Genomic DNA, 24,997 nt, shown 5'->3' on the forward strand with positions numbered 1-24,997 from the left:
TTGTGGCCGCAACGTCGTCGGTATGTCGTTCCTGCGGCGCTGAACCGCGCAAGGGTGCGCGGTTCTGTGATGCCTGCGGATCGCCCCTGACGGTCGTCGTCGACCCGGCCGAATACAAACAGGTGACGGTGCTGTTCGCCGACGTGGTGCGATCGATGGACATCGCCGCGATGCTGGGGCCGGAGCGGCTGCGCGAGGTGATGACCCAGCTGGTCGACCGGTCGGCGGCCGTCGTACAGCGCTACGGCGGCACCGTCGACAAATTCACCGGCGACGGCATCATGGCGTTGTTCGGAGCGCCGATCACGTTGGAAGATCACGCTTTTCGCGCCTGTCTGGCGGCGCTGGACATTCAGCAGGTGGCTCAGGAGCTGGCCGTTGAAGTGGGGCGCCGCGACGGGATCGATCTGCGCCTGCGGATCGGTCTGAATTCCGGGCAGGTCATCGCCGGTGAAGTCGGCGCCACCCACCTGGGCTACACCGCGGTCGGTGCCCAGGTCGGGATGGCCCAGCGGATGGAGTCGGTGGCACCGGCGGGTGGTGTGATGCTCAGTGAGTCGACGGCCCGGCTGGTGGAGCCCCGCGCGCTGCTCAGTGAGCCCGAGACGGTCCGCATCAAGGGCTCGGACGCCGGTGTCCCGGCGCGCCGGCTGCTGGCCGTCGACCAGGAGTGCCGGCGCAAACCGCGCCACGAATCCCGACTCGTCGGGCGCCAGCGCGAGACCGATGCGATCGCCGAGTTGCTCCGCCAAGCCGTCGACGGCAGTGGAACCATCATCACGGTCGCCGGTCCTCCCGGCGTCGGTAAGACCCGGCTGGCGCGGGAGTCGATCGCCCGAGCGACCAGCCTCGGCTTCGACGTTTTCGTCACCTACTGCGAGTCCCACACCCGTGACATCCCGTTCCACGTCCTGTCGCGGCTGCTGCGCTCCGCCTTCGCCGTCGGCGACCTGACGGCCGAGCAGGCGCGCACGCGCGTGCACGGCAAGATGCTGCAAGCCAGTGCCGAGCACCTGGCCTCCCTCGACGACGTGCTCGGCATCCGCGACACCAACGAGCCGCTGCCCGACATCAGTCCCGATGCCCGCCGCCGCCACCTCATGACGCTGGTCAACACCGTCGCGCTGGCCCGTCCGCAGCCCGCCCTCTACATCATCGAGGATGTGCAGTGGATCGACTGCGTCAGTGAGTCATTGCTCGTCGACTTCGCGGCGGCGGTTCCCCGGATGCGGGCGACGCTGCTCATCATCCATCGACCCGAGTATTCGGGTGTTCTGTCGAAATTGCCCGGCGCACAACATTTCACTCTTGCGCCGCTGAGCGATTCGCACGTCACCGAGTTGCTCACCGAACTGCTGGGCGCGGATCCTTCCGTTCGCAATCTGACGACAGTGATCACCGAACGAGCTGCCGGCATCCCCTTCGCCGCCGAGGAGATCGTGCGGGACCTGGTGGAGCGCGGCGAACTGCAGGGCGCTCCGGGCGAATACCGCTGCCCGCGTGAAGTGCGCGACATCCACGTGCCGGCCAGCTTGCAAGCCATCATCGGTGCCCGCATCGACCGCCTGAGCGCCACGGCCAAACGCACCCTCAACGCGGCAGCGGTGATAGGCGCCCGGTTCGATGTACATCTCCTCGAATCACTCTTGGAGACAATCGATATCGCCCCACTGGTGGAGGCGGAGCTCGTCGAGCAGGTCGGCTTCACCCCACACGCCACCTACGCCTTCTGCCATCCGCTGATCCAAGCGGTGGCCTACGAATCACAGCTGAAGTCCGGACGCTCCGACCTGCATCGGCGGGTCGCGGCCGTGATGCAGCGCACCCGCGGCCATTTCACCGGTCCGGAGGCGGCCATCGTAGCCACCCAGTACGCCGCGGCCGGTGAACTGCGCGACGCATTCGACTGGCACATGCAGGCGGCGACCTGGTACGGCGCGCGCGACATCCAGGCCGCTCGGGACAGCTGGCAACAAGCGCTGCGGGTGGCCGACCAGCTGCCCGACGACGAGCCGGACCGGCTCGCCATGCGCATCGCTCCGCGAGCACTGTTGTGTGGCAGCGCGTTCCAGGTCGGCGGCACACCGGCGGACACCGGCTTCGAGGAGTTGCGCGACCTGACCACGGCCGCCGGTGACAAGAGGTCGCTGGCGTTGGGCATGGCCGGCTATCTGACCACCCTGGCGTTCAACTCTCAACACCGCAAGGCGGCGCAGAAAGCGTCGGAGTTCGCCACACTCGTCGACTCGATCGGTGACCCGGCGATGACGGTCGGGCTGCTTTACGCTGCGGCACAAGCCAAATGGGAGGCCGGTGAAGCCAGCGAAAGTCTGCGGTTGACCCAACACATCATCGATACCGCCGGCGGCGACCCGACCATGGGCGATTTCATCATCGACTCCCCGCTGGCCTGGGCGTTGACCGTCAAGGGCGCCTCCCGCATGTTCCTGGGGCAGCCGGGGTGGCGCGAGGACTTGGAAGCGGGCATCGCCATGGCGTTGTCGGTGCATCCGGCCGCGCCGCCGTTCGTGCACCTGTACAAATACGCTGCCGCGGTGCAGAACTGCGCCGTGCTGCCCGACGAGCGCGATGTCGCCGAGGCTGCGGAGTCGCTCGCAGCCGCACAAAGGTCCGGCAACAACGTCGGGCTGGCCTACGCGCTGCTCAACCGCGCCACCACGCTCATCCACAGCGGCGGTGACCGGGAAGCCGGTTTCGGCTTCCTGCAACAGGCCCGGCAGATCTTCGTCGATCAGAAGCTGATCGTGACGTTGCAGCGCATGTGTGACATCGAAGTGGCTCGGGAGCGCGCCAGGGTCGGGGATCTCAATGGTGCCATCGCCTTGGGCGCAAGGGTTCTCGACGACCAATTCGAGACCGGGGAGATGATCTTCCGCGGCCCTGCCATGACGGTGTTCGTCGAGGCGCTGCTGGCCCGAGGAGCCGAGGGTGACCTCGAGCGCGCGCAGCGGGCGGTCGACCGGCTGGCGGCCGTGCCCACCGAGCCGGGGTTCGTGCTGCACGAATTGCCGGTGCTGCGGCTGCAGGCGCTGCTGTGCCGGGCGCGTGGCGACGATGCCGGTTACGCCGAATCCCTGCAACGCTTCCGGGCCGCGGCGCTCGCGGCCGAATTCCAAGGGGCGTGCGCGCAGGCCGATTCGATGGCGTGACGCGCGAATGTCAGCCTTGCTCGACGACGTTGTTATTACCCGACTTGTTGATCTTCGGTGAACCGGAGTGGTAAGTGATCTTGTTGTTCAGGCCGGACGCCGAGATGGTGTCGGCGGCGTCGACCGTGACGGAGTTGTTCATACCCGTCACAGCGACTTTGGCGCAATGACCGCTGATCACAACGGTATTCGACATCCCACTGATGGTCACCACGTTGTCGTTGCAGGCCAGCGTCCGGTTCTCGTTCATCCCGCTGACGGTCACGCTGGCACCGGGCGCCGCGGTGGGTGAGGTGGTCTGGCTGGGCTCGGCACTGCCCGGTGGGCTGTTGAGCGCCGAGGTGCTCTCGCTTGGGGGAGTGACGACGATGTCGGCACGGTGCAACTGTCGCGAGGCATACAGGGCGATGGCCCCAACCCCAACCAGAACGCCAATGATGAAGAGCGCAGCCAGAATCCAGAACACTCGGGAGCCCGAGGAGGACCGCGGTGTCGCCGCCGGGTATGGGCTGCCGTAGCCGTACGAGGGCCCAGACGTCTGTCCCAGTGGGGGCGGCACCGGGCCCGGCGGCGGAGGAACCGCCCCCGGCGGGGGTCGATAGCCGCCCAGACCACCCATCTCCGACGCGTGCGCCGCGTCGGCCAGCGGCTGTTCCAGCTGCCGAATGCGAGCTTCCGGGTCATCCTCGGGATTCATGAACAGATGCTCCCATACCGGTATCGCTGCCGAATAGGCTTCGCAGCGTGCCTGAATTGTTGAACCGCCAGATCCTGCTGCGTCGTCGCCCCACCGGGCTGGTCGCCCCCGATGACACGGAATTGGTCACCACGCCAGCGCCCGAGCCCGCCGACGGGGAGGCGTTGCTGCGGACCACCTATGTCGGCATCGACGCCGCCGCGCGCACCTGGCTGGACGACCAGCCCAGTTACCTTCCCCCGGTCGGCCTGGGCGAGGTTATCCGCGCGGCGGGGATCGGCGAGGTCGTCGCCTCCCGGTGTGATGCCTACGCGGTGGGCGACATCGTCACCACATTGACCGGATTCCAGGAGTACGTCCTCATCCGCGATGACGTGTTCAGCACGCCGATTCCCGGTGCGGACGATCAGCTGGCCATCATGTCGGTGTATGGACCGACCGGAGCCACCGCGTACTTCGGGATGACCGACATCGGCCGGCCGCAGCCCGGTGAGACGGTGGTGGTGTCGGCGGCCGCCGGCGCCACCGGGTCGGTGGCCGGACAGATCGCCAAGATCGCCGGTGCACGCGTGGTGGGCATCGCGGGTGGTCCGCGCAAATGCCGAGCAGTGGTGGAAGATTTCGGCTTTGACGCGTGCATCGACTACAAGACCGGCGACCTGGCCGCCGCGCTCAAGGAGCATTGCCCCAAGCGGGTCGACGTCTACTTCGACAATGTCGGCGGCCCCATCCTGGACGCGGTGCTGGGCCGGCTGGCGCACAAGGCGCGGGTGGTGCTGTGCGGCGTCATCTCCAGCTACCTGACCGGCGAACATCCCGGACCGGCCAACTATGTGAATCTGCTCGCCAAAACAGCTCTGATGCAAGGGTTTAACGCGCTGGATCAATGGGGCCGCTTCGACGAAGCGTTCGCCAACCTGCGCCAATGGGAGTCCGACGGTCGGCTCAAGCACCGGCAGACCATCTTCGAGGGCATCGAATCCTGCGTCGACGCGCTCAACGGGTTGTTCACCGGCGCCAACATCGGCAAGACGCTGGTCAAGCTCAGCGAACCCAGCTGATATCGTCTGCTGCTTATGCCGCAGATCGATCGTCGCCAGATGATCATGATGGCCGGATTCGGCGCGCTGGCGGCCGCCCTCCCGACGCCGCACGCGGGCGCCCATCCCGTCCCGGCCGCACCGGCTACCGGTGCCGCGGGCGGATTTCTGTGGCACGACGAGTTCGACGGCCCCGCGGGCTCGGCGCCCGACCCGTCGAAGTGGCAGGTCTCCAACTTCCGCACCCCAATCCGAAACCCCGTCGGATTCGACCGGCCCGAGTTCTGGGGCCAGTACCGCGACAACCGGCAGAACGTGTTCCTCGACGGCAAGTCCAATCTGGTGTTGCGGGCCACCAAGGACGGCAACAACTACTTCGGCGGCCTGGTGCACGGGTTGTGGCGCGGCGGGGTGGGGACCACCTGGGAAGCGCGGGTCAAGTTCAACTGCCTGGCACCGGGCATGTGGCCGGCATGGTGGCTGTCCAACGACGACCCCGGGCGCAGCGGCGAAGTCGACCTCATCGAGTGGTACGGCAACGGAACCTGGCCCTCGGGAACCACCGTCCACGCCAACCCCGACGGCACGGCGTTCGAGACCTGCCCGTTCGGTGTGGACAGCGGCTGGCACAACTGGCGCGTGCGCTGGGACCCGGCGGGCATGTACTTCTGGATGGACTACGCCGACGGCGCGCAGCCCTATTTCTCGGTTCCCGCGACCGGCATTGAAGACCTGAACGAGCCCATCCGCGAATGGCCGTTCAACGACCCGGGCTACACCATGTTCCCGGTTCTCAATCTCGCGGTCGGTGGTTCGGGGGGCGGTGATCCTGCGACGGGCAGTTACCCGCAGGAGATGCTCGTCGACTGGGTGCGCGTCTTCTAAAGTCGGTCAACCGTGTCCGCTGACGGCCCTTCGCCCGAACAGATCGACGCTGTGCTGCGGGCGACCCGCGCAATGGTCGGCATCGCCGCGGCGTCCATCGCCGAAGTAGACGACACGGTCACCGTGCCGCAATTGCGGGTGCTGGTGATGGTGGACACCCGGGGGCCGCTCAACCTGGCCGGCGTCGCGGCCGGTTTGAATGTCAACCCGTCCAACGCCAGCCGCATCTGCGACCGCCTGATCAAGGCGGGCCTGCTCAACCGGCAAGAATCCGCCGACGATCGACGCAACATCACATTGACGCTCTCCCCGGCGGGGCGGCAATTGGTGGACAAGGTGATTGAGCATCGACGCACCGCCATCGTGCGGGTGCTCGGCGACATGGAGCCCGACGACCGAGAGGCGCTCAGGACGGCTTTCGACCGGTTCGCCAACGCTGCGGGCGAGCCGATGGCCACCGACGCGGCGACCATGATCTGGCCGGGCGAACCGTCATGACCGAGTTCTTGGTGGTCATGAGCACTCAGGTGCCCGACGGCACCACCGAGGACGAGGTCGCCGAGGTGCGGGCGCGGGAGGCCGCGAACTCGCGCCGGCTCGCGGCGCAGGGGCATCTGCTGCGGTTGTGGCGCCCACCGCTGGAACCCGGCCAGTGGCGCACCCTCGGGTTGTTCGCCGCTGCCGACGCGGATCAACTCGAAGAGCTCCTGGCGGCGATGCCGCTGCGGATCTGGCGCACCGACGAGGTCACGCCGCTGGCCGACCACCCGAACGACCCCACCAGCGCGGGCATCCCGATCCGGCCGGGCCGAGGGCCGGAATTCCTGATCACCATGACGATCACGGTGCCGCCCGACACCCCCGACGACGTGGTGCAGGACACCACCCAGCGCGAGGCAGGGCGCGCCCGCGACCTGGCCGGGCGCGGGCACCTGGTGCGGCTGTGGGCGTTGCCTACGGGGCCGGACGGGCGGCGCAGCCTGGGCTTGTGGCGAGCTCGCGATCCTGGCGAACTCATGGCCATCCTGGAATCGCTACCGCTTTCCGGGTGGATGACCATCGAGACGACGCCGCTGAGCCCGCATCCCAACGACCCGATCCGGCTGGGCTGACCGTCAGTTGGTCAGGTACAGGTACCAGAGCCCGTCGTCGTGTTGCCGACAATCGAAGTGGGTGTAGGCCCCGTCGTTGTGGGTGATCTCGACGTGGGGGCCGTCGGCCTGACAGGCGCCCAACGTGGCGTAGTTGCCCTCCACCTGCACTTCGTCGGCGTTGGCGACCCCCACCCCGGCGGTCAGCAACCCGCCCAGTGCCAGCAACCCTGCCGCAATTACCGTCCTCACCTGCGTCTCCTTTCGTTGGCGACGAAATGCCCAAGTCCTCGCTGAGATAAACCCATCGAACGTATGATCGAACGATGGGCGAGCTCGCCGCGATCGGTTACAACGGGCAGCCGGTGCGCGGGCCGTTTCGCCTGGTGCGCCCGCCGATCCCGGTGCTGGTCGACCTGACCGTGCTCTTCCCGCGTGAGCCGCACCGAACGGGTCGGTACCAGCCCAACGGTCTGCAGCTGCACAAGGTCGTCGAGGGCCGGTTGAGTTGCTGGGGAATCTGCGAACAAGGTGATTGGTGGGGTCTGGTGACCTATCCGGTGCAGTTCGGCGCCAAGCGGAAAACCGTCACCCATTGGGTTCCAGCCTGGACGCTGCGCCGAAAACGCTAGTCGCCGTCGCCCGGGCAGCCGGGGCCCTTAGGGTGGTGCGGGTGAATCGTCGGCCGTGGCAGCGTGCGCGCAGCATCAAACAGATCACGCGGGGCCTTGGGGCCCTGGACCGCGAGCTCTTCGAGGCGATCGCCGAGACGCCCACCCCGCTGCTCGACCGGGTGATGCCCCCGCTGACGCGCGCGGCCGACCATTCCAAGCTGTGGTTCGTCTTTGCCGGGCTGTTGTTCGCCTCGCGGAACAAGTCCGCGCAACGCGGCGCCGTTCGCGGCGTCGCCACCCTCGCGGTGACCAGTTTGTTCGCCAATCAGGTCGCCAAGCGGGTGCGCCCGCGAGCCCGGCCGCTCTACGACACCGTCCCGCTGATCCGACAGGTGCGTCGCCGGCCGACGTCGAATTCCTTCCCGTCCGGACACTCCGCCAGCGCCGCCGCGTTCGCCGTCGGCGTCGGGCTGGAGAACCCACCAATCGGGTTCGGGCTGGCGTTGCTGGCGGGCCTGGTCGGCCTGTCCCGGGTGGCGGTCGGGGCGCACTACCCCGGCGACGTGCTGGCCGGCTTCGGCCTCGGTGCGGGAGTCGCGGTGCTGGGCGGCCGGCTGGTGCCGCCGGTGGTGGAGACGCAATTGCCGAAAACCGAGCCGCTGTGGGTCGATTCGCCCGAACGGCCCGACGGCTCCGGGGTGGTGCTGGTGGTCAACCCGGCCTCGGGCAGCGGCACCGGCGCCCGGGTCGCCGACGAGGTGCGCGCCGAACTGCCCCGAGCCGAAATCATCGAACTGGGTGAGGACGACGAGCCGTTGGACGTCCTGCGCAGCGCCGCCCAACGTGCCGAAGTGCTCGGGGTGGCCGGTGGCGACGGCACGGTATCGACGGCGGCGGCCGTCGCGATCGACGCGGGCCTGCCCTTGGCGGTCTTCCCGGCGGGCACGTTCAACCACTTCGCCAAAGACATCGGCTGCGACACCGTCGCCAAGACCATCAAGGCGATCCGGCGCGGCACGGTGTCGTGTGTGGATCTGGTGTGCCTCAATGAGAGTCGCATGGTCGTCAACACGGCCAGCATCGGCGCCTACCCGTTGTTCGTGCAGAAACGCGAAAAGCTCGAGAAGCGGATCGGCAAACCGCTGGCCGGCCTGTACGCGATGCTGCAGACGCTGCGGCACGACCAGCCGGTGCGAATCACCTACGACAACAAGACCTTACAGACGTCGCTGTTCTTCGTCGGGAATTCGCTTTATCTGCCAACGGGTTTCGCGCCGTCTCGGCGCACCCGCATGGACGACGGCCTGATCGATGTGCGGATCTTGGAGACGGGTCGCCGGTTGGCGCGCACCAGGATCGTGGCGGCGTTGATGTTCGGCCGGCTGGAGCGCAGCCCGCTGTACCACGAGATGCAGGTGCCGCAGTTCACCTTCAAGGTCGTCGACGCGCCGACGGTGATCGCCCGCGACGGCGAGGTCGGCGAGGAATATGACCAGGCCACGTTCGCTGCGATGTACCGGGCGTTGTCGGTGTACCGTCCGCGGGCCTGACCCTCAGTTGCCCTCGGTCAAGTAACGCACTTCGGCGTAGCGCTGCCAGACGGCCGGGGCCGGGTCGGCGGTGTATTCGTCGGTCGCCGGGGGCTGCCAAGGTGGCGGGTGCGGCGATCGGGCCAGTGCCCACGCGGCTTGGCGCGCCGCGCCCAATGCGACGTATTCGGCTGGGGTGGGCACCGACACCGGCATGCCGAACACTGTCGGGGCTATTCGGCGCACGGCCGCAGACTGGGCGCCACCGCCGATCAGCAGGATTCGGCGCACCACGACGCCGTGAGTGGTGAGTTGGGCCAGCCCGTCGGCCAGCGCGCACAGCAGGCCTTCCACCGCGGCGCGGGCCAGGTTCTGCGGTGTGGCGTTGGCTAGACGCAGGCCGTGTAACGCCCCGGAGGCGTTGGGGCGGTTGGGAGTTCGTTCGCCTTCCAGGTACGGCACCAGGACCAGGCCGGCGGCGCCCGGCGCTGCCGCAAGGGCGAGCGTGGACAATTCGTCATGGTCGACCCGCAGCATGGTCGCGGCGGCATCCAGCACGCGGGCGGCGTTGAGCGTGCAGACCAGCGGCAGGTAGCGGCCGGTGCCGTCGGCGAATCCGGCGACGAACCCGGCTTCGTCGCGAATCGGGTCGGCGACCACGGCGGCCACCACACCCGAGGTCCCTATCGAGACGATCACGTCACCCTCTGCGGCGCCCAGCCCGAGCGCCGCGGCGGCGTTGTCGCCCAGTCCGGCACCGAAAGTCGTCGACCCCGCCGTGATTGGGTCCGACGGGCCGAGAACTTCCGGCAGGTGCGGTCGGCGTCCCCGCATGCCCAGCTCGAGTAAGTCGAGGCGGTAGTTGCCGGTTGCGGCGTCGTAGTAGCCGGTGCCACTGGCATCGCTGCGGTCGGTGGTCAGGGCCGCGATGTCGGCGTCACCGCGCAGCCGCCAGGTGAGCCAGTCGTGCGGCAGGCAGACGGCCGCCGTCTGGTCGGCGTGCTCAGGCTCATGGTCGGCGAGCCAACGCAACTTGGCCACCGTGACGGCGGCCAGCGGCACCACACCGACGGCTTGTGCCCAGGCGCGGGCTCCGCCGAACTCCTCGACCAGGGCGCGGGCCGCGTCGGCCGATCGGACATCGTTCCAGAGCAGCGCGGGCCGGACCACTTGACCGGCCGTGTCGAGGCACACCATGCCGTGCTGCTGCGCGCCGACGGCGACCGCGGCGACGTCGTCGAGTCCGCCCGCGGCGACGATCGCGCCGCTCGTGGCGGATTCCCAAGCGTGCGGGTCGATTTCGGTGCCGCCGGGGTGAGGGGCACGCCCGGTACGTACCACCGCGCCGGTGTCGGCGTCACAGATGAGCACCTTGCAGGACTGGGTGGAGGAGTCGATGCCGGCGACCAGCGTCACGGCTGTTCCTCGAGAAGTGCGCGCAGCGTGGCTCGGGCACCGGCGCGGTGCAGTAAGTCGAGCGTCTCGAGATAGGGCGCCACGAAGCGGGGTTGGTCGACGAGGTCACCGAAGATGGACCGGTTCGCCAGGAACGCGGTCGGGTTGTCGCGCTGGGAGCGCGCAATCGGGATCAGCGCCTCGGCCTGCTCGTCCACCACGTCGATCGGATCGCCGTGCTCGTCGATGCCCTCGGCGTAGCGCGCCCAACTGGCGACTATCGCCGCCGAGAACCGGACCGGGCCGTCCGACCGTAGATTGTCGTGAACCACTGGTAGCAACCACTTCACGATGCGGTTGGAAGAGTCGGCACACAACCGGGCGACGGTGTCGCGGACATACGGGTTGGTGAAGCGGCCCAACAGACCGTCCCGGAACTCGGCCAGACCCGGTACCGGCTTGAGAGTCGGCGCGGCCTCCAAATCCAGGTAACGGCGCAGGAATTCGGCGATGGCCGGGTCCTGGGCGGCCTCGTGCACCAAGCGGTACCCGGCCAGGTACGCGAAGTAGCACAGGCCCTGGTGGCTGCCGTTGAGCAGTCGCAACTTCATCCGCTCGTAGGGCGATACGTCGTCGACCACGCGCACCCCCGCCTCATCCAGCGGCGGACGGCCGTCGGCGAAATCGTCTTCCAGTGCCCACATGACGAACGGCTCGGTGATCACCGGCCAGGCATCGTCGATGTGGTGTGTCGAGGCCAGGTGCTCGATCACCTGCGCGGTGGTGACCGGGGTGATCCGGTCGACCATCGAACTGGGGAACTTGACTCGATCTTGGATCCACTGCGCCGCTTGCGGATTCACTCGCTCGGCATAGGAGACGAACGCTCGCCGCGCCACCTGGCCGTTGGCGACGATGTTGTCGCACGACATGATCGTCGGAGCGGGAAGACCTCGTTCGCGCCGCCGGTTCATCGCTGCGGTCACCAGCGGGAACACCGGACTCAACGGCGGTTGGTAGCCGCCCTCGGTGATGGTCAGGGAGATGATCCGGGTGCTCGGCGTGGCGAGCAGTTCGATCACCGCCTCCGGGTCGTCGGGCGCATAGCGGAAGTCGACGATAGAGCCGATGACGCGCGGTTCCTCGGTGCCGTCGGGATGTTTGACGATCAGCGTGTAGAGGTGGTCCTGGCGATCCAGGGCCGCACGCATGCGCTTGTTGTCGGGCAGGACGCCGATACCGCAGATTCCCCAATCGAGGGCCAGGCCGTTGTTCATCAGGTGGTCGAGGTAGTACGCCTGATGCGAGCGATGGAAATTGCCGACGCCGAAATGCACGATGCCGACGGTGACGCGCTCGCGGTCATAACGCGGAACCGGAACCGAGAGGTCACCCAGAATTCCCCGGTTGAGCCGCACCGGTTTGCCGCCTCGTAGGGTCATACCGCGACGATTCTCGCAATCTTTACAACAAAAGGTTTGGCGAAGAGTAATTTAGGGAACTGCCTGCGTGGTTTTCATCGATAGCTAAGGGAAGGACCCCCCGTGAAACTGAGCCTGCAAATCGTTGCCCCCGCCCTGGCCGCGTTGGCCACGGGCGCTGTGGTCTGTGCGCCCGGCGCGTCGGCCGACCCCAATAGTTTCCTCGATGAGTTGCGCACCAACAATGCTCAACCGCCCAACATGACGCCGGCGCAGGTCATCAATGCCGGCTACCAGACGTGCGGCGACATCCGGGGCGGTACCTCCATCCTCGACGAGATGAGCAAGGTCGAGCAGCGGTACCACTTCAGTCAGGGCACGTTGTTCGTCAGCGCCGCGACGACCAACCTGTGTCCCGACGCTCCGCACTAGCCGCTCAGGGATTGCGCACGCAGTCGTAGGTGAGGTTGATGTCGGGGCCCAGTTCGACGACTTCGAACTGGTCGACGCCGATATTGCTGAACGACGCCGGGCTGATTCCGAGGTTTGACCACTTCGCGGTGCTCGTCCGGTCGTCGGCGAAGGTCAGGGGGATTTCGCCGCCGTCGGACAGCAGCATGCCGTAGGTCTTGAGCGCCTTGATGATCACCTTTTCCGACGTGGAGTATTTCGACTCGTCGAAGTCGGCCTTGAGCCGGAATCGCACACCGTACGGCGGGGCGTTCGGGTCGGAGTTCTGCGGGCCACCGGCGTGGGTCGCCGGACGCACGTAAACGCCTTCCTTCATGTGGCTGTTGGGCAGGATGAAGCGCAGCGGGTGGTTCACGGCGCCCGCCGCAACCTCGTCCGCGGTCGGCAGCAGCGCGGCGATCGGGAATCCGGCGGCGTCGGCGCTGGTGCACTGATCGCCCCGCAGCGTCGCGGGATAGGCCTTGCGCAGGTCCCACACGAAAAAGCCTTGCGCGGCAATGGAATCGCCCTTCTTCGAGCCTTGGTAGATTTCGTAGAGTTTGTGCTCGTCGCGCTCGACGACGAGCAGGTGACAGTCACCCTGTCCTTCGGTGTTGCCGGACGGGTCGCACGTCAGGTCCTTCGAACCCTCGATGTAGGCGTTGGCCGGCACCGGCATGCGGGCTGGGACGCGGTCGCAGTCCGGGCCGTTGAAACAGTATTCGTCGGCGCCGACGACTTGCATGCGCGGTGTGTGGCCGTCGGCGTAGAAGACGGGTATGGAGAAGTCGATTTGGAAAGCGTTGCCGTTGCCCCAGCCGCCCGCGGTGGTGAGCGCCTGGATGATCGCTTCGCTGCGTTGCGCGACGGGTGAACCGCTGACGTTGCCGCTGAACGGCTCGGCCACTTCGAACAACGCTCCCGGCGCGGCCGCGGTCGGCCCCGTGCTCGGTTTTGCGCTGCCGGTGCCTCCCGACTTGCTGGTAGCGCCACTGTGGCAGCTGGTGCACACGATGACGACGGTGCAGAGTGTGACGACTACTTTGCTGATACCGCGGCGTAGCATGCGCGCAGATTAGCTGGAAGAGGCGGCGCCGCTACCCGGAATTCGTCGGATTCATATTTCGCGGCTATCCCGGCGTCATCGACACCAACGTGAACGTGCGGACCCGGCCCGGGGTCGAGGCGCGACACATCGACAGCAGCGGCTCGGACATCTGCTCGGCGAGCACCACCTCGGTGGGCTGCTTAGCGCCCGCCAGTACGACGCGGATGGTGTGGTCTTCGTGGCTGACCTCGAGCGGGGACAAGGCGGCGATGTGGTCCTCGCCGGTGGCCTTACGGACGAAGTACTGCGCCGCTTGCACCGCATGGGGAAGCGAAGTGCGCCCCCGCAGGAAGTCGTTGTGCAGCCGGCCGTCCAGATACAACCGCACCAGTTCGGCCGAGTCGGTGGCGTCGACCCGGCCGTAGCACAGCCCTTCGGGCAGGATCAGCATGGTGGCGGCGAATCGATCGCCGCCCAAATGCGAGCATTCCCAGGTGAATTCGGGATATTGCGCCGCGATGGCCTTGGTTGCGCTGCGACCTCGCACGGCGCAGCACTGGTCGTGTTTACCATGGGCGCAGACGGCGATGAGGGGCGCGTCGTGGCGTTGCCCGTCCGATCCGTCCAGCGCGACGTCGAGGAAGTCGGTGGGGGCGGCTACCTCACCGGCCATGAGTGACTCGGTGCCTTCGCGCGCGTCGGCCAGGAACCACCGCCATCGCGGCACGGCGGAGCGGCGGCCGGGGCGACGGATGGCGGTGATCCGCATGCCGGCCGCTTCGACCCGGCGACAGATCGCGCGGCCGAGTGCGGGATCGATGACCGAGGGGGATTGCAGAAACGCCGAAGGTCCCCAGCCGCCGGACAATTCGACCAGCATCCACCGGGCGCCGGCCGACCCGGTGCCGTACATGGGGTCGTTGCGGGCCAGCGACTGGTCACTGCACGGGGTGCGCCTGGCCTCGCTCATCGAGCGACTGGGCCTGCCGGGACGACGACGGCTTCCCGCAGCAGTCGTCGGATCAATACCGTCGCGTCGGCGTGGTCGAGGCCGGGCAGCGAGTCGGCGTCGGCGACGGCGCCCCGATGCAACACGTTGACCGCCGGAGCGCAGAAGGTCGGGAAGGTCATGGTGCGATCGGGGAGGCGCAGAACCAGCTTGCCGTCCTGCTCGTCGAGCGTCGCGATCAGCCCGTGGCGCCACTGCACCGTGGTTGTGCCTGCCTGTTCGGCGGCGGCGAGCATGGCCAGCGGACGCACGGCGACGGGCCGGGTCCGGTTGGCGTGGCGTCCCGACAACCGGGCCGCGGTGCTTTCACCGACTTCGGCAGCGCGGTAGCGCAGGGTGTCGACGACCTCGGCGGCGATTTTGGTGGTCAGCGACGCCATCTCGTCCGGGTCGGCGGGGTCGATGCCCATCGGCAGCGATTTGCGGAACTCGGGCATGGTGGCGAGCACGTCAGCAATGGCGCGTACCACGTCGACCGCGGTCAGCGCGGACACGCCGATGGTCAGATGGATGGACGTGGTGTCCAGTGCTTCGGCCGCGTGCAGCCACCCGCGGGGCAGATACAGCGAATCGCCCGGGGACAGCACGGTGTCGATGACGGGCTCGTTGCGCACCTGCTCGGTGATGGCGTCGCGGTGATCGGTCCACGGCTGTGACGGCAGCGGGTCGACATGGACGGGGTCGTGCACGATCCACCGCTTGCTGCCGGCGATCTGCAACACGAACACGTCGTGGACGTCGTAGTGCGGGTCGAAGCCGCGGTTATCCGGCGGAGTGATGTAGGCATTGGCCTGGGTGGGGTGGCCGAGGTCGTCGACCATGGCGCGGACGAAGTCGATCAGCGGCGGCCACAGGCGGTGCAAGCCCTGCAGCACAATTGTTGCGCCCGAAGAGAATTGGGCGAGAACTTTGGCCGAGTCGACCTGGTCCGGGATCTCCGCGCCGAAGCCGGCTGGGCCGAGGAAGCAGTCTTTGGCCAGCAGTTCACCGTGCTTGGCCATGCGGATGAACGGGGCGCGCACGCCTCGTTCGGCGATCAGCTCGTCGACGGTCGCTGGCGAGAGCAGGTCGTCGAAGTCGCGGGGGAGTTCTTCGGCGCGGCTGAGCAGGGGCCGACGCCCCCAATACCGGGTCGCGAACGACCCGGCATCGGTGGCGATACAGCGGCTCAGCATTGCTGGGCGGTCACGCCGTTCCGTCGGCCCCGCCGTCGTGGCCCTCGGGGTTCGAGCCACCGTCGGCCGTTCCTTCACCGCCTGCGGTGCCGTCGGCGCCGCCGTCGTGGCCCTGCGGGTTCGAGCCGCCGTCAGCGGGTCCTTCGCCGCCTGCGGTGCCGTCGGCGCCGCCGTCGTGGCCTTCGGGGTTCGAGCCGCCGTCGGCGGTGCCTTCGCCGCCTCCGCTGCTGGTGGTGATGTCGTCGTCATCGAGTGCCATGGAGCCTCTCCTTTGTTAGTGGGCTTGCGTCGGCAGGACGTCGGGCTTGGGGTGCCCTGCGGCGGCGGCGCACGCCACGCGGCGCGCGCCATGACGTGTTCCCCGCCGGATGTGCAGATCAAACCGGGCGGGGGAGGGGTGGCTGGAAAACCCTCGGAGAGTCCGATGGCCGGGGTATCAAGTGGAGCCGATGACGGGAATCGAACCCGCGTATTCAGCTTGGGAAGCTGAGTCGAGCCGTCCGCACGGGCCCGACGATGATTGCTGAGCCCCCGAACTGCGGAATCCCAGCCATGTAAGTCCACAGAGATCCGCCGAAGTCGTTCCGAATTGTGTCACCGATGTGTCATCGAGTGCCACCGATATCCGTTTGCTGGACATCGCGGCCGCTGCGACTTACGCAGTGCCGCGACGTCCCCCTAAACGGATCCTTGGTGCGGATGCGGCAGATGCCGGCGGCAGTTAGCTCCTGACCGGGGTGGGTGTCACCACGATCTTTGGAATGAATGCTCCCGTTGTGCAGCCTCGATGGGATGCCACGTCAGCAGGTTCGAATCCTGCCGGGGGCACAGGCTTGACGGGAGGTCAGAGCCTATTGCTGACCATCCTACTGAGTCGCTGGCGATCTAGTGGCTATTACTTGGCGAGGCAAACTACTCGCGAGCCAGCAACGCCGTCTGCTGCCAGGCTAGATCGCGGGCGTCAGGGCGACCACTGGCGTTCCAAGATTGCATTAGCCATGCCTAGCCGTGACTGGTTCAATCCCAGTATCGCGCACCACGTTCCATACAGGTCACATGAGCTTTTCTGACTACGCATCGAACCGCACCACGGCGTCGGCTGGCAGGTGATCTGATGACCGATGTCGCCATGCCTGCCGGAGCCGTGGACGTGTCCAACTGGGCTGATGTCGAAACCACTGCGGAACTTCACCGACCGAGATCCGCCGTGTGGATCCAAGGGACACAGCTTCGAGACGGGACATTCGAAAGTCGGTGTATCAGGGTCGGCGGATTGCACGGGACGACGTGCTCAACAGCGAGAATGCTCGGACGCTCGCGAAAGCACTGCTCGAGGCCGCCGACTGCCTCGACCGGATTGCAGCCGCTAGGAACCAAACCGCCAGCTATACCCGCGTCCTATCTACGGTTCGGCCCGCCACCAACTGCCACTGGTGGAGGGGCCGATCTTCTCTACTTTGGGCTGGATGCAGGGGGACCGGGCGCTTCAGACGTAGCGGTGGTAGCGGTCTCTTTTTCCTGGTCTTGACGATTCCTCTGGAGCATTTCCCTGATCGCACCGTAAACGGCCACAACCGCACCTGAGGAAGCCAAGATTGCGGTGACGGGTTCCACTAGCTGGCCTCCTCGGTCCGACCTCTGCCATCGGCCGATCTAAACATCAGGGTAGCCCACCCGACGACTATCGCAAGGGACCCTAAAAGGAACGACATGCCAGCGACCGACCCTGCGTTCTTCTCACCCCACGTCGCGTCTCCGTCCGGCGACGTCGCCGAAAAGTACTCGACGACTGCGCACGCGAAAACTATCGCTTGGCCGAGAATGATCGCTCCGATGCGGCGACCTTTCACTTTACCCTCGGTCCATGCGTATATGAGATCGCCGAAGGATGCCGCGATCAACACAATCGCGATCAGCAGCAACTCACCCTTCATCAGAAACTTGTTATTGAACATGTGAGCGACGGCGCCCAGTCCAGGGTGGTCATGCATCGCGAGGAAGAACAACGGGACCGTAGATCCGATGCCTGTGCAAAGGAACCAAACGAGGGTCATCCACGCTATGGTTCCTACCTTGCTCCAAAAGCCCTTGTTCTTCGGAGGAGCCGGGTGCCCCGTCTCATCTCCGGGGACGCTGCTCACACCTGGATCCCCTTACCTCGAATTGACTTAGCGCACTAACCGTATGTGAACTAGATCTCACGTGTAACACTTTCCACTCTCTTACGCTGGGCGCATGTAAGTCGTCGGAGATACGTCCGGGCCACGGACGGCAAGTGGATGAGCTGGGCCCGACTCATTGCCCGAACGGCCATCCGCTCGGCCCGAATGAGGTACTGGTCGGTCACGTCGCCTGCCTCGGCCACGGCGGCGGCCACACGTTGTGGCATTGCAGAACCTGCGAAGGCACGGTGTACGGGCCACCGCTCAACAACGCACTGCACGAAGCTCGAAGGGCCAGCGACGGTCAGGATCTCTCTACCCAACCAACTTGATCCCTTCGAGGCTGCCAGCCGGTCATTAAGCCGCCAGGGATTAGAGGCCGCCCGGGTTTGTAATCTTTGGCTATGTACATCAGTGGCGTCGATGTGCCAGCGCCTCTCATTGAGGCTCATGCGGAAGGCAGATTAGTGATTTTCGTCGGCGCGGGCGCGTCGATGGGTCCACCCTCCGCTCTCCCCGGCTTCAAGGACCTTGTGAAGCTAATCCGCGACACGAGCAACCTTGCGGATGTCTTCACAGACGACGACCTGAACGAACAGCCCCTTGACGAAATCCTCGGCAGGATCAACGATGATTACGGAGTCGACGTCCACAGACGCGTACAGGAACTCATCTCAAAAGCGACCTCGCGCCCCACTCCGCTGCACAAGGCGGTAGTCGATCTAGCCTCCGCAGTCAGGGTGCGAATAGTGACGACGAACTACGACCATCACCTATCCACGTTGTTGGAAGGGCAAAACGTCGCCGAGTACCTCGCGCCGGCTCTGCCTATGGGTGATGACTTCGCCGGCATCGCGTACATCCACGGTCGCGTCGACCAGGAGCCCCATCGACTGATAGCTACCGACGAAGACTTCGGCAAAGCGTACTTGAACGACGCCTGGGCGGCCCGGTTCCTGGACCGCATGTTTGGAAAATACCCGGTCCTGTTTGTGGGGTACAGCCACAACGACACGATCATGAAGTACTTGGCACGCGGACTCGGTGGCCGATCCGAGAAGCGTTACGCGTTGACTGACGACCCGGACCCTTCTTTCTGGCGCCGACTGGGTATAACGCCAATCCAATGCGCGCGCAATGACCAACCCAAGTTGCTGAGCGAGTGGGCCACTCGACCTTCCGAGGGACTTCTCGGCAATCGCAGCCGCATCAAAAGCCTTGTTGCCGAACAGGATCCGTCTCCTGTACCAGAAACTACGTCCTACTTGGAGACGGTGGTCGGCGATAAGGACACCCTCAGATTTTTCTGCGAATACGCGCGCGGCGCGGCTTGGTTACAGTGGACTGCCGGAAGACCGGAATTCGCAACGTTGTTTTATCCGTCGCCCCACGTAGATGAGGACGTTCCTCGTCAACTCGCGAACTGGTTCGCCGAAAACTTCGTCACCGACGGTGATTTGACAGACGCCGCGTTTCAAATCGTTGCAGACGCTGGAGCGCCGCCAAGTAGCGATCTGTTGTTCGCCATTAGTCGACAGTTGGCCCGCAATGAATTGCCGTTGTCCGAACGCATGCGACGGTGGCTCCTCATCGTCATCAACAGCCCAGCAAACCGCTTTACGGCCAGTCTTCTCGGCTCGATGCTCGAAAATTCAGCACTAGAAGCCGATCCTGACACAGCGTAGTGTCTACTCGACTACCTGGTCGAGCCACGAATCCTCCCTTCCCGCATGTATTCTCCGAATTTCGGAGCTGCTTTTGAAGCAGTGATGCGAGACAGTGACGTGACCCTGCGCGACGCGTGGCAGATTGCCTTTCGGCCCTTTATCGGCGAGTACGCGAGTCGATTGATCGACATCGCCGAGCGCCACATTCGTCGCGCTGATCTCCAGCTGACCCTCGCAGGTGAATCCGACAGACAACGACCGAGTACTTGGCGCACTTGGATCGTCGCGGACGACCGCGACCTAAGCAGCCCACTAGGACTTCTCGTCGACATGGCCCGCGAGAGCCTGGAATCACTACTCGAAACAGCAAGTTTAAACGCCGATGCACGCCTACGGGCATGGGCTGCAAGCGATGTCACGCTCCTGCGCCGGTTGGCTGTATATGGATGGACGATACGCTCTGACAAAACGGCCGAAGAAAAGATCACCTGGTTGATTTCCACCGGATGGTTGCATAACTACGAACTGCGTGGCGAAGCTACCCGCCTGATCCTAGCCACATGCGGTACTGCCGACGAGGACGCCATTGCTGCACTTGTCGAAGACATCCGTCAACACTGGAACGACGACCAGTACGCGCCTCACCGAGCCTACGAATTGCTGATGTCGCTAGAGAAGGTCCTCAAAGATGAAGCATGAGATCGTCTCAGAGGCACTAGCTGCGCTAGCCGCGGCCCATCCCGAAGTCATAGATCGTCAGCCAAAACGACCAAGCGAAGAGTCAGCGTGGTCCGCAGCGCCGCCTACGGATAAGACAGAGTTGCATCGCAGCCTCACCGAGGACCTCGCAGCAACTGCAGAGGCTTTGATCGCATGCGAAGCTACGGTCACCAATTGGGACGATGAACGCCGATGGGACCAACTTGCTGGCGCAGTCACCGCAGTAGTACAAACGTGGCCCAAAGTCGGCCTCGACCTACTTGAAGCCGTAGGTTCCGGCCATGCGGCGATCGATCAAGCAGTCGTCAGAGGGTGGACGACATCGGATCCCGACACGGAGCTAGTTCCTCGAATACTTCGCCAGATTGCGGCGTTAGAGCTCGAACCGATATTGGGATCAGTGACGGCGATGCTAGGCGGGTTCGCAAACTCAGGTTCAAAGCCAGTGGAATGGTATTCGTTTGCAGAGAGTGACGAACTGGCCAAAAAATGCTGGGACAGCATCCCGCCAACAGCCCACAGCACTTCCCCGTCAACGGGTGACTACACGATGATGGCGATCAACCATCCCGCGGGTCATCTTGAGGAGTTCTGGGTCGAGAAAGTTGGTCATCTATGGCGCTCCGCGAGCGAGAGTTGGAAAGGCATTCCGCCTGACGTCGCCGACTACCTTGCCGAATTGATCGCCGAGGAAGGTACGAGAAGCGAGGTAGTCAAGATCGCTTTTTGCCGCTACTTAGATTTCTTTTATCGATCTGACGCCGAGTGGTGCAAGCAATACTTGTATCCTCTTCTCGACTGGGACAACAGCTCTCATGCAAGGCAAGCGTGGAGCGGTTTCCTACGACATGGTGGTTGGTCGAATAAGCTTCTGGCTGACGGGTTCCTCGAGATGCTCGTACCGGCGACGTCCCATACCGACGACCTCGACACGCATGGGCAACGCAACTTGCCGAGACTGCTGGCCGCTATCGCTATACAGTCGGACATCGAACCACGTTCCTGGATAAGGGGTCTCATCACCAAGAGCTCGGTGCCCAACCGAGTTGTCTGGGCCCAGGCCATCAGATTCCAGATCGACGCTCTCGGCCCCAAAGCGGTGGAGAAGCAATGGGAACGTTGGATGCGCGATTACTTCAGCGATCGGGTGAGCAGCGTCCCCCGCACCCTTGACCCAACCGAAGCAACTGCAATGGCCGGCTGGATCCCATTCTTGACTGACTCGATGCCCGCTGCCATCGACATGGTGCTTCAAGTCGACACTGCAGGATTCAGTCTCCACGACCTGTTTTTTCGCGACCTTTCTGATGACCGCATAGCCCGCGCCCCAGAGAAAGTTGCCGAGCTAGTACATCACCTATTGAAGTCGACCGACGGCCAATTCTTCGGCGGCCACGAGATTCAGCGGGTCTACGAAGTTTTCAAGTCGGCCAGCGTATCCAGCCACATCCTCCACAAGGTCGCTGAGGAAGCCATCCGTCTGGGCTTTACGTTGGAGTAGTCATCCTCTCGTGTCTGGCTGATTCCTTGTGTGGCGAGCGGAGAACGGGTGTTTCCGCTGCAGCCGGGAGACAAGGGCAGGGGCGTCATCGCGGGGGGAACGGCAGAACCTACCCAATCCCGCACTGGGACAAGATAAACCATCCGCAGGACATTGCATGGACCGTTGACATTGGGTGGGAACACGTCCTCCGTCGAGGAAGGTATATCGACAGATGATCTGGAGCAGACGATTCCTGAGTTCTACTGGTCAACCCGGCCAGCGGAAGGTCCATTAAGGATGAGCCTGCCGACCGATTAGAGGAGCTGTGGTCTAACCACCTCGCCGGTCTTGGCCTCAGCGCGTCTCCAGAGGTCGAGGATGCCATCGCTGTCGTCGATCGGAGAGTAATCCGCGACGGCAATTCGGTAGGTGCTTCACCGCAGAGGAGAACGCGGCCATCGAAGCGCGGGCCGTGCTTGTGACGCGCGAGCACTTCGAGAAAAAGTTGGGTTTTACGACTGAGGATGTCGGAGCGACGTTGTCCTACGACGTGCACGCGACCAAGAGGCGAAAGGTCGTCAAGGTTGAGGTGAAGGGCACCACCACGGACGGCGCAGCGGTTGTTTTGACCAGGAACGAGGTGAACCTCCACCGGCTGGAGTATCCGAACAACGCCCTCGCGGTTGTTCGCAACATCACCCTCAATCGAAGTGGTGATCGACCAGTTGCCAGCGGCGGAGAACTGGTCTAGTGATGCCATGGGAGATCAACGAGGGCCGATTGTCACCCATTGCATATGACTACAGCACCGGCATCTAAACCCAAACTCCTAAGAGGACCGCCATTCCTACGCCCCAACGCAATTCAGCCAGGTGAGAACCGACCACGCTTCCCTACCGGTGTACTGATGCGAAACGCATCATCTCGCTCGTCAATCTCGCCCCGCGGGGTCGATCATATCGTCGGCGGTGACCCGCAATCGCCTTGGCGCATCCGCCGCGCGGCCCACTTTGTCCAGTGGAGGCGGCAATGGCAACGGCAACCAGTACCACCACGCGATCACCGGCTTACCGACACCAACACGCTGCGCGAATAGCCGCTCGGCTTGTGCTGCAACGTCACGCTCATGCTGCGCCATCTGCACCGGATCGTCACTAGCCTCTAGCCACGTACCTGAGGCGCGCCGTGACTCGTCAAGACAGGCCTGGCGCAGCACCGACTCGTATACCCCCGGCACACGCAAACTTTCGGAGCCATCAGATTCCTTGCCCTGCAGATAAATTGGCATTGCCCCTCATCCTTTCGCGAGTCCAGCGAGCATTGGCCGCACGTTGCGCCTTCTGGCTCACCACGGACATCGGGGCCGGAGCGGCAGTCGACACCTGCCGGTAGAGCCTCGCGATAGCCTGTTCCGTCAGCCGCAATTCGGTCGCGATCTTCAACTTCGTCGCAAGAGGTGTGCGAGACCGTTCGTACGCCGCTGACAGCTCCACACGCCGATCCACCGCAGCGCCAATCATTCCCAGAATGTCGCGTTCAGCTGCTGACCACACCAGGTCACGCCCATAGCGCTCTGCCGACGCGGCCAGCTCCCCGTCCAACGCGGCCAGAAGCGCTTGCGCCTCTGGGGATTTGCTCATGATCAGGTATTCTAGTCGCTCCCGGCGACAACCACAGCGGAAGAAGGTACGTGGCTAACTCGGAGGTCGAACGCATCGCCATCGAATACGTAATGGCGCTTGAGCGGGCTGCAGGCCGGCGGCCCGAAGACGTCCATCTCCAGGGTGAGCCGTATGACATCGCAAGTCCGCCACGAAAGATTGAGGTAAAGGCATTCGGTGGCTCTGCACGAGGAGCGGCCATCCCCCTCGAAGATCGACAATTCCAGGCCGCTCGCGAAGACCCAGACAACTACTATGTTTACGTGGTGGACAACGTCGCAAGGGAACAGAACGCCACAGAGATACGCGTTCTGCACGGCCGGGCGCTGCAAGACCTGCTGGACCGCGCCCGACCCCACATCACCTATTGGCCGACATTCCGCACAGGCGACTACGACCGCATCAACCACGGCATCGACTGACCCCTTCAGGCCTGCGTTTCTGCGTGCCCCCCCGAATCATCCTGTTTGGCCAGGTGCCCGCTGCCAGGCGGGAGGGGGTGGACCCCCCTCGGGGCTCGGGCAGCGGCGTCCATCCTCGGCGGGTGTGGTATGGGGACGTCCTCATCAGTGTGATGGGGTGGTAAGCGGATTACATTGCAGTAAAGCATCTATCGGGATGGGTGGACGGGCGTCAGATCCCTCACGCTAACAAACGCGACTGCAGTTGCCAGCCAATACCATTGCACCCTAAGGCTGCCGAAGAAGTCACGCGGCGGATCAGCAGCTTGTCTAACCCTCTATCGATCATCTATCAGCGCTTGGATAGCGATTGCTATCTCGCCGATAGTGAATAGCGTGTCATGCATGGTGGCAACGTCGAACTTGAACTCTGGCTCTTCCGTCGCCCAGTAGGAGCCAGTCAGTGTGTGTGCAAAGGCATTTCGGCGCTTACCCACCTTCGACACCATCGCCATGATCTTGTCTTCTTCATCGGAAGTAGCGTCGTGTCGAAGCACGAATGCCTTCGCAAGCTGGTTAAGTCCGCCTCGCAACTCCCCGCCATCCTGTGTTAAGTCCCTTAGCAGGCTTTCTAGCGCCGCCGTCGCGGTAAGCATGGTCGCGCCAATTGAGATTTCCTGGGCGTTCTCAACTATGGACAGCTTCTCGTCAAGGCTCATGTCAGATTCACCCTCCCACCCAGGAACTCGGTGAGAGCCATCTGTCTTTTCTTGCTCGAACTGGGCCTTCAGTTTATCGACCGATTGCCGGGTCGAGTTGGCGACGAGGATCGCCGCACTCAACCTGTCCTTAAAGATCATGAACTCAACTTGGTCGAACTCGTAGAAGTTCACGTAGAGGTCAGCGAGCATGTCAGGGTTGTAATCCGCAGTCTCCCAATAGACCTGCACCATTTCGGGGTGCGTCATTGGGCGGGAGAAATCCGGCCCATCCTCGTCGCCGTGATATCCGGCGCCCTCCTTCCAGAGCTTCCGGATATCAGTCCATTCATTCCCTTCCCCGACGTCATTCACATTACGAGCATATCAATTTCGAGTTGGCCTTCTCTCGCGACGTTTCACGGTTAAGCGCGAACTAGCTGCAAGCTGCAGTGTCCAAGTCGCCACCGAAGAGACCGAGAAAAACAGTTCGCTTGAAGCTTGCAAAGCGCTACACCACGGGTCCACGCGTCGCAGGAGGCCAGCGTTTTATTGTCGGCATGAAAGTCGAGGGAAGGTTCGCTGATGGAGGCCTTGCGTGGCGGGTCGGGTGGGAGGCGAGGGGTGGGCGGTCTTCGCCGTCGCGGAATCGTCGGTGCTGATCGGATGGTCATGCACTCC

General features: G+C 64.5%; 25 protein-coding genes and 1 tRNA gene. 13 read left to right on the plus strand and 13 right to left on the minus strand.

Annotated elements, in window-relative coordinates; translation table 11 throughout:
* The first annotated feature begins 2 nt into the window (after nucleotides 1-2).
* The gene (locus A9W95_RS11760; protein WP_082983038.1) at nucleotides 3-3,170 is read left to right on the plus strand and encodes an adenylate/guanylate cyclase domain-containing protein; all 3,168 of its coding nucleotides are present in this window, start codon (nucleotides 3-5) and stop codon (nucleotides 3,168-3,170) included.
* Between the two features lie 10 nt (nucleotides 3,171-3,180).
* Here the strand turns inward: A9W95_RS11760 and A9W95_RS11765 are convergent, their stop codons facing one another.
* Nucleotides 3,181-3,867 (minus strand): DUF3060 domain-containing protein, encoded by a 687-nt coding sequence (locus A9W95_RS11765; RefSeq protein ID WP_067412420.1) that lies wholly within the window; start codon nucleotides 3,865-3,867, stop codon nucleotides 3,181-3,183.
* A 47-nt stretch (nucleotides 3,868-3,914) separates the two neighbouring features.
* Here A9W95_RS11765 and A9W95_RS11770 point away from each other — a divergent pair, with 47 nt between their 5' ends.
* From A9W95_RS11770 to A9W95_RS11785, 4 genes are all read left to right on the plus strand, one after another.
* The gene (locus A9W95_RS11770) at nucleotides 3,915-4,928 is read left to right on the plus strand and encodes an NADP-dependent oxidoreductase (RefSeq protein WP_067412423.1); all 1,014 of its coding nucleotides are present in this window, start codon (nucleotides 3,915-3,917) and stop codon (nucleotides 4,926-4,928) included.
* A gap of 9 nt (nucleotides 4,929-4,937) precedes the next feature.
* On the plus strand, nucleotides 4,938-5,792 hold the full coding sequence (locus tag A9W95_RS11775; protein WP_067412426.1) for a family 16 glycosylhydrolase: 855 nt from the start codon (nucleotides 4,938-4,940) through the stop codon (nucleotides 5,790-5,792).
* 72 nt (nucleotides 5,793-5,864) lie between these two features.
* Nucleotides 5,865-6,290 (plus strand): MarR family winged helix-turn-helix transcriptional regulator, encoded by a 426-nt coding sequence (locus tag A9W95_RS11780; RefSeq protein ID WP_082983047.1) that lies wholly within the window; start codon nucleotides 5,865-5,867, stop codon nucleotides 6,288-6,290.
* Nucleotides 6,287-6,904: a muconolactone Delta-isomerase family protein gene (locus A9W95_RS11785; RefSeq protein ID WP_067412431.1), complete on the plus strand. Its 618-nt coding sequence runs from the start codon at nucleotides 6,287-6,289 to the stop codon at nucleotides 6,902-6,904. The genes A9W95_RS11780 and A9W95_RS11785 overlap by 4 nt, the downstream gene beginning before the upstream one ends.
* Before the next feature lie 3 nt (nucleotides 6,905-6,907).
* Here the strand turns inward: A9W95_RS11785 and A9W95_RS11790 are convergent, their stop codons facing one another.
* Nucleotides 6,908-7,135: a hypothetical protein gene (locus tag A9W95_RS11790; protein WP_067412434.1), complete on the minus strand. Its 228-nt coding sequence runs from the start codon at nucleotides 7,133-7,135 to the stop codon at nucleotides 6,908-6,910.
* Between the two features lie 74 nt (nucleotides 7,136-7,209).
* Between A9W95_RS11790 and A9W95_RS11795 the strand changes: the two genes are divergently transcribed.
* Both A9W95_RS11795 and A9W95_RS11800 read left to right on the plus strand, forming a co-directional pair.
* A complete protein-coding gene (locus A9W95_RS11795) occupies nucleotides 7,210-7,515 on the plus strand; it encodes a hypothetical protein (protein WP_067412436.1) in 306 nt (101 codons plus the stop codon).
* Between the two features lie 41 nt (nucleotides 7,516-7,556).
* On the plus strand, nucleotides 7,557-9,047 hold the full coding sequence (locus tag A9W95_RS11800; protein WP_067412542.1) for a bifunctional phosphatase PAP2/diacylglycerol kinase family protein: 1,491 nt from the start codon (nucleotides 7,557-7,559) through the stop codon (nucleotides 9,045-9,047).
* Between the two features lie 3 nt (nucleotides 9,048-9,050).
* On the opposite strand, the gene xylB is transcribed toward A9W95_RS11800, so the two are convergent.
* Entirely contained in the window at nucleotides 9,051-10,442 is a 1,392-nt protein-coding gene (gene xylB / locus A9W95_RS11805; RefSeq protein ID WP_067412438.1) for a xylulokinase, read from the minus strand.
* On the minus strand, nucleotides 10,439-11,863 hold the full coding sequence (locus A9W95_RS11810; RefSeq protein WP_371328060.1) for a mannitol dehydrogenase family protein: 1,425 nt from the start codon (nucleotides 11,861-11,863) through the stop codon (nucleotides 10,439-10,441). The genes xylB and A9W95_RS11810 overlap by 4 nt, the downstream gene beginning before the upstream one ends.
* Nucleotides 11,864-11,965: 102 nt before the next feature.
* Here A9W95_RS11810 and A9W95_RS11815 point away from each other — a divergent pair, with 102 nt between their 5' ends.
* Nucleotides 11,966-12,274, plus strand: a complete 309-nt coding sequence (locus A9W95_RS11815) for a DUF732 domain-containing protein (RefSeq protein WP_067412441.1) — start codon at nucleotides 11,966-11,968, stop codon at nucleotides 12,272-12,274.
* A gap of 4 nt (nucleotides 12,275-12,278) precedes the next feature.
* On the opposite strand, the gene A9W95_RS11820 is transcribed toward A9W95_RS11815, so the two are convergent.
* From A9W95_RS11820 to A9W95_RS11840, 6 genes are all read right to left on the minus strand, one after another.
* On the minus strand, nucleotides 12,279-13,358 hold the full coding sequence (locus A9W95_RS11820) for a hypothetical protein (RefSeq protein ID WP_067412444.1): 1,080 nt from the start codon (nucleotides 13,356-13,358) through the stop codon (nucleotides 12,279-12,281).
* Between the two features lie 64 nt (nucleotides 13,359-13,422).
* Nucleotides 13,423-14,310, minus strand: coding sequence for a sucrase ferredoxin (locus tag A9W95_RS11825; RefSeq protein ID WP_067412447.1), 888 nt, complete (start codon nucleotides 14,308-14,310; stop codon nucleotides 13,423-13,425).
* Complete coding sequence (locus A9W95_RS11830) at nucleotides 14,307-15,524, minus strand: cupin domain-containing protein (RefSeq protein WP_067412449.1); 1,218 nt, start codon at nucleotides 15,522-15,524, stop codon at nucleotides 14,307-14,309. Before A9W95_RS11830 ends, A9W95_RS11825 begins: the two co-directional genes overlap by 4 nt.
* A 10-nt stretch (nucleotides 15,525-15,534) precedes the next feature.
* On the minus strand, nucleotides 15,535-15,783 hold the full coding sequence (locus A9W95_RS11835) for a BatC protein (protein WP_067412452.1): 249 nt from the start codon (nucleotides 15,781-15,783) through the stop codon (nucleotides 15,535-15,537).
* 182 nt (nucleotides 15,784-15,965) lie between these two features.
* Nucleotides 15,966-16,034 (minus strand) — tRNA-Ser (locus A9W95_RS26860).
* A gap of 1,103 nt (nucleotides 16,035-17,137) precedes the next feature.
* A complete protein-coding gene (locus A9W95_RS11840) occupies nucleotides 17,138-17,665 on the minus strand; it encodes a hypothetical protein (RefSeq protein WP_156746151.1) in 528 nt (175 codons plus the stop codon).
* Between the two features lie 425 nt (nucleotides 17,666-18,090).
* Between A9W95_RS11840 and A9W95_RS11850 the strand changes: the two genes are divergently transcribed.
* From A9W95_RS11850 to A9W95_RS11865, 4 genes are all read left to right on the plus strand, one after another.
* The gene (locus A9W95_RS11850; protein WP_067412460.1) at nucleotides 18,091-19,371 is read left to right on the plus strand and encodes an SIR2 family protein; all 1,281 of its coding nucleotides are present in this window, start codon (nucleotides 18,091-18,093) and stop codon (nucleotides 19,369-19,371) included.
* A 45-nt stretch (nucleotides 19,372-19,416) separates the two neighbouring features.
* Nucleotides 19,417-20,052 carry a hypothetical protein gene (locus A9W95_RS11855; RefSeq protein ID WP_156746152.1) on the plus strand — a complete coding sequence of 212 codons (636 nt, stop codon included), beginning with the start codon at nucleotides 19,417-19,419 and terminating at the stop codon, nucleotides 20,050-20,052.
* The gene (locus tag A9W95_RS26210) at nucleotides 20,042-21,574 is read left to right on the plus strand and encodes a DUF4020 domain-containing protein (protein ID WP_082983039.1); all 1,533 of its coding nucleotides are present in this window, start codon (nucleotides 20,042-20,044) and stop codon (nucleotides 21,572-21,574) included. The genes A9W95_RS11855 and A9W95_RS26210 overlap by 11 nt, the downstream gene beginning before the upstream one ends.
* A 454-nt stretch (nucleotides 21,575-22,028) precedes the next feature.
* On the plus strand, nucleotides 22,029-22,307 hold the full coding sequence (locus tag A9W95_RS11865) for a protein NO VEIN domain-containing protein (RefSeq protein ID WP_371328061.1): 279 nt from the start codon (nucleotides 22,029-22,031) through the stop codon (nucleotides 22,305-22,307).
* Between the two features lie 180 nt (nucleotides 22,308-22,487).
* Here A9W95_RS11865 and A9W95_RS26865 read toward each other — a convergent pair whose 3' ends face one another.
* Nucleotides 22,488-22,844, minus strand: a complete 357-nt coding sequence (locus A9W95_RS26865; RefSeq protein ID WP_156746153.1) for a hypothetical protein — start codon at nucleotides 22,842-22,844, stop codon at nucleotides 22,488-22,490.
* On the minus strand, nucleotides 22,813-23,196 hold the full coding sequence (locus A9W95_RS11875; protein WP_067412474.1) for a hypothetical protein: 384 nt from the start codon (nucleotides 23,194-23,196) through the stop codon (nucleotides 22,813-22,815). Before A9W95_RS11875 ends, A9W95_RS26865 begins: the two co-directional genes overlap by 32 nt.
* Nucleotides 23,197-23,246: 50 nt before the next feature.
* Here A9W95_RS11875 and A9W95_RS11880 point away from each other — a divergent pair, with 50 nt between their 5' ends.
* Nucleotides 23,247-23,639 carry a DUF3883 domain-containing protein gene (locus A9W95_RS11880; protein ID WP_067412477.1) on the plus strand — a complete coding sequence of 131 codons (393 nt, stop codon included), beginning with the start codon at nucleotides 23,247-23,249 and terminating at the stop codon, nucleotides 23,637-23,639.
* A gap of 317 nt (nucleotides 23,640-23,956) precedes the next feature.
* Here A9W95_RS11880 and A9W95_RS11885 read toward each other — a convergent pair whose 3' ends face one another.
* Nucleotides 23,957-24,691: a hypothetical protein gene (locus tag A9W95_RS11885; protein ID WP_067412479.1), complete on the minus strand. Its 735-nt coding sequence runs from the start codon at nucleotides 24,689-24,691 to the stop codon at nucleotides 23,957-23,959.
* Between the last annotated feature and the right edge of the window lie 306 nt (nucleotides 24,692-24,997).

The sequence above is a fragment of the Mycobacterium sp. 1423905.2 genome (assembly GCF_001673155.1).
Classification (GTDB): Bacteria; Actinomycetota; Actinomycetes; order Mycobacteriales; family Mycobacteriaceae; genus Mycobacterium.

Bases quoted from the DNA above. Each gene is read 5' to 3' on its own strand.
- A9W95_RS26210 (WP_082983039.1), top strand. From the start codon at position 20,042: ATGAAGCATGAGATCGTCTCAGAGGCACTAGCTGCGCTAGCCGCGGCC.
- A9W95_RS11780 (WP_082983047.1), top strand. From the start codon at position 5,865: ATGGTCGGCATCGCCGCGGCGTCCATCGCCGAAGTAGACGACACGGTC.
- A9W95_RS11850 (WP_067412460.1), top strand. From the start codon at position 18,091: ATGTACATCAGTGGCGTCGATGTGCCAGCGCCTCTCATTGAGGCTCAT.
- A9W95_RS26865 (WP_156746153.1), bottom strand. From the start codon at position 22,844: ATGCCAATTTATCTGCAGGGCAAGGAATCTGATGGCTCCGAAAGTTTG.
- A9W95_RS11795 (WP_067412436.1), top strand. From the start codon at position 7,210: ATGGGCGAGCTCGCCGCGATCGGTTACAACGGGCAGCCGGTGCGCGGG.
- A9W95_RS11785 (WP_067412431.1), top strand. From the start codon at position 6,287: ATGACCGAGTTCTTGGTGGTCATGAGCACTCAGGTGCCCGACGGCACC.
- A9W95_RS11855 (WP_156746152.1), top strand. From the start codon at position 19,417: ATGTATTCTCCGAATTTCGGAGCTGCTTTTGAAGCAGTGATGCGAGAC.
- A9W95_RS11810 (WP_371328060.1), bottom strand. From the start codon at position 11,863: ATGACCCTACGAGGCGGCAAACCGGTGCGGCTCAACCGGGGAATTCTG.
- A9W95_RS11820 (WP_067412444.1), bottom strand. From the start codon at position 13,358: ATGCTACGCCGCGGTATCAGCAAAGTAGTCGTCACACTCTGCACCGTC.
- A9W95_RS11875 (WP_067412474.1), bottom strand. From the start codon at position 23,196: ATGAGCAAATCCCCAGAGGCGCAAGCGCTTCTGGCCGCGTTGGACGGG.
- A9W95_RS11835 (WP_067412452.1), bottom strand. From the start codon at position 15,783: ATGGCACTCGATGACGACGACATCACCACCAGCAGCGGAGGCGGCGAA.
- A9W95_RS11830 (WP_067412449.1), bottom strand. From the start codon at position 15,524: ATGCTGAGCCGCTGTATCGCCACCGATGCCGGGTCGTTCGCGACCCGG.
- A9W95_RS11825 (WP_067412447.1), bottom strand. From the start codon at position 14,310: ATGAGCGAGGCCAGGCGCACCCCGTGCAGTGACCAGTCGCTGGCCCGC.
- A9W95_RS11765 (WP_067412420.1), bottom strand. From the start codon at position 3,867: ATGAATCCCGAGGATGACCCGGAAGCTCGCATTCGGCAGCTGGAACAG.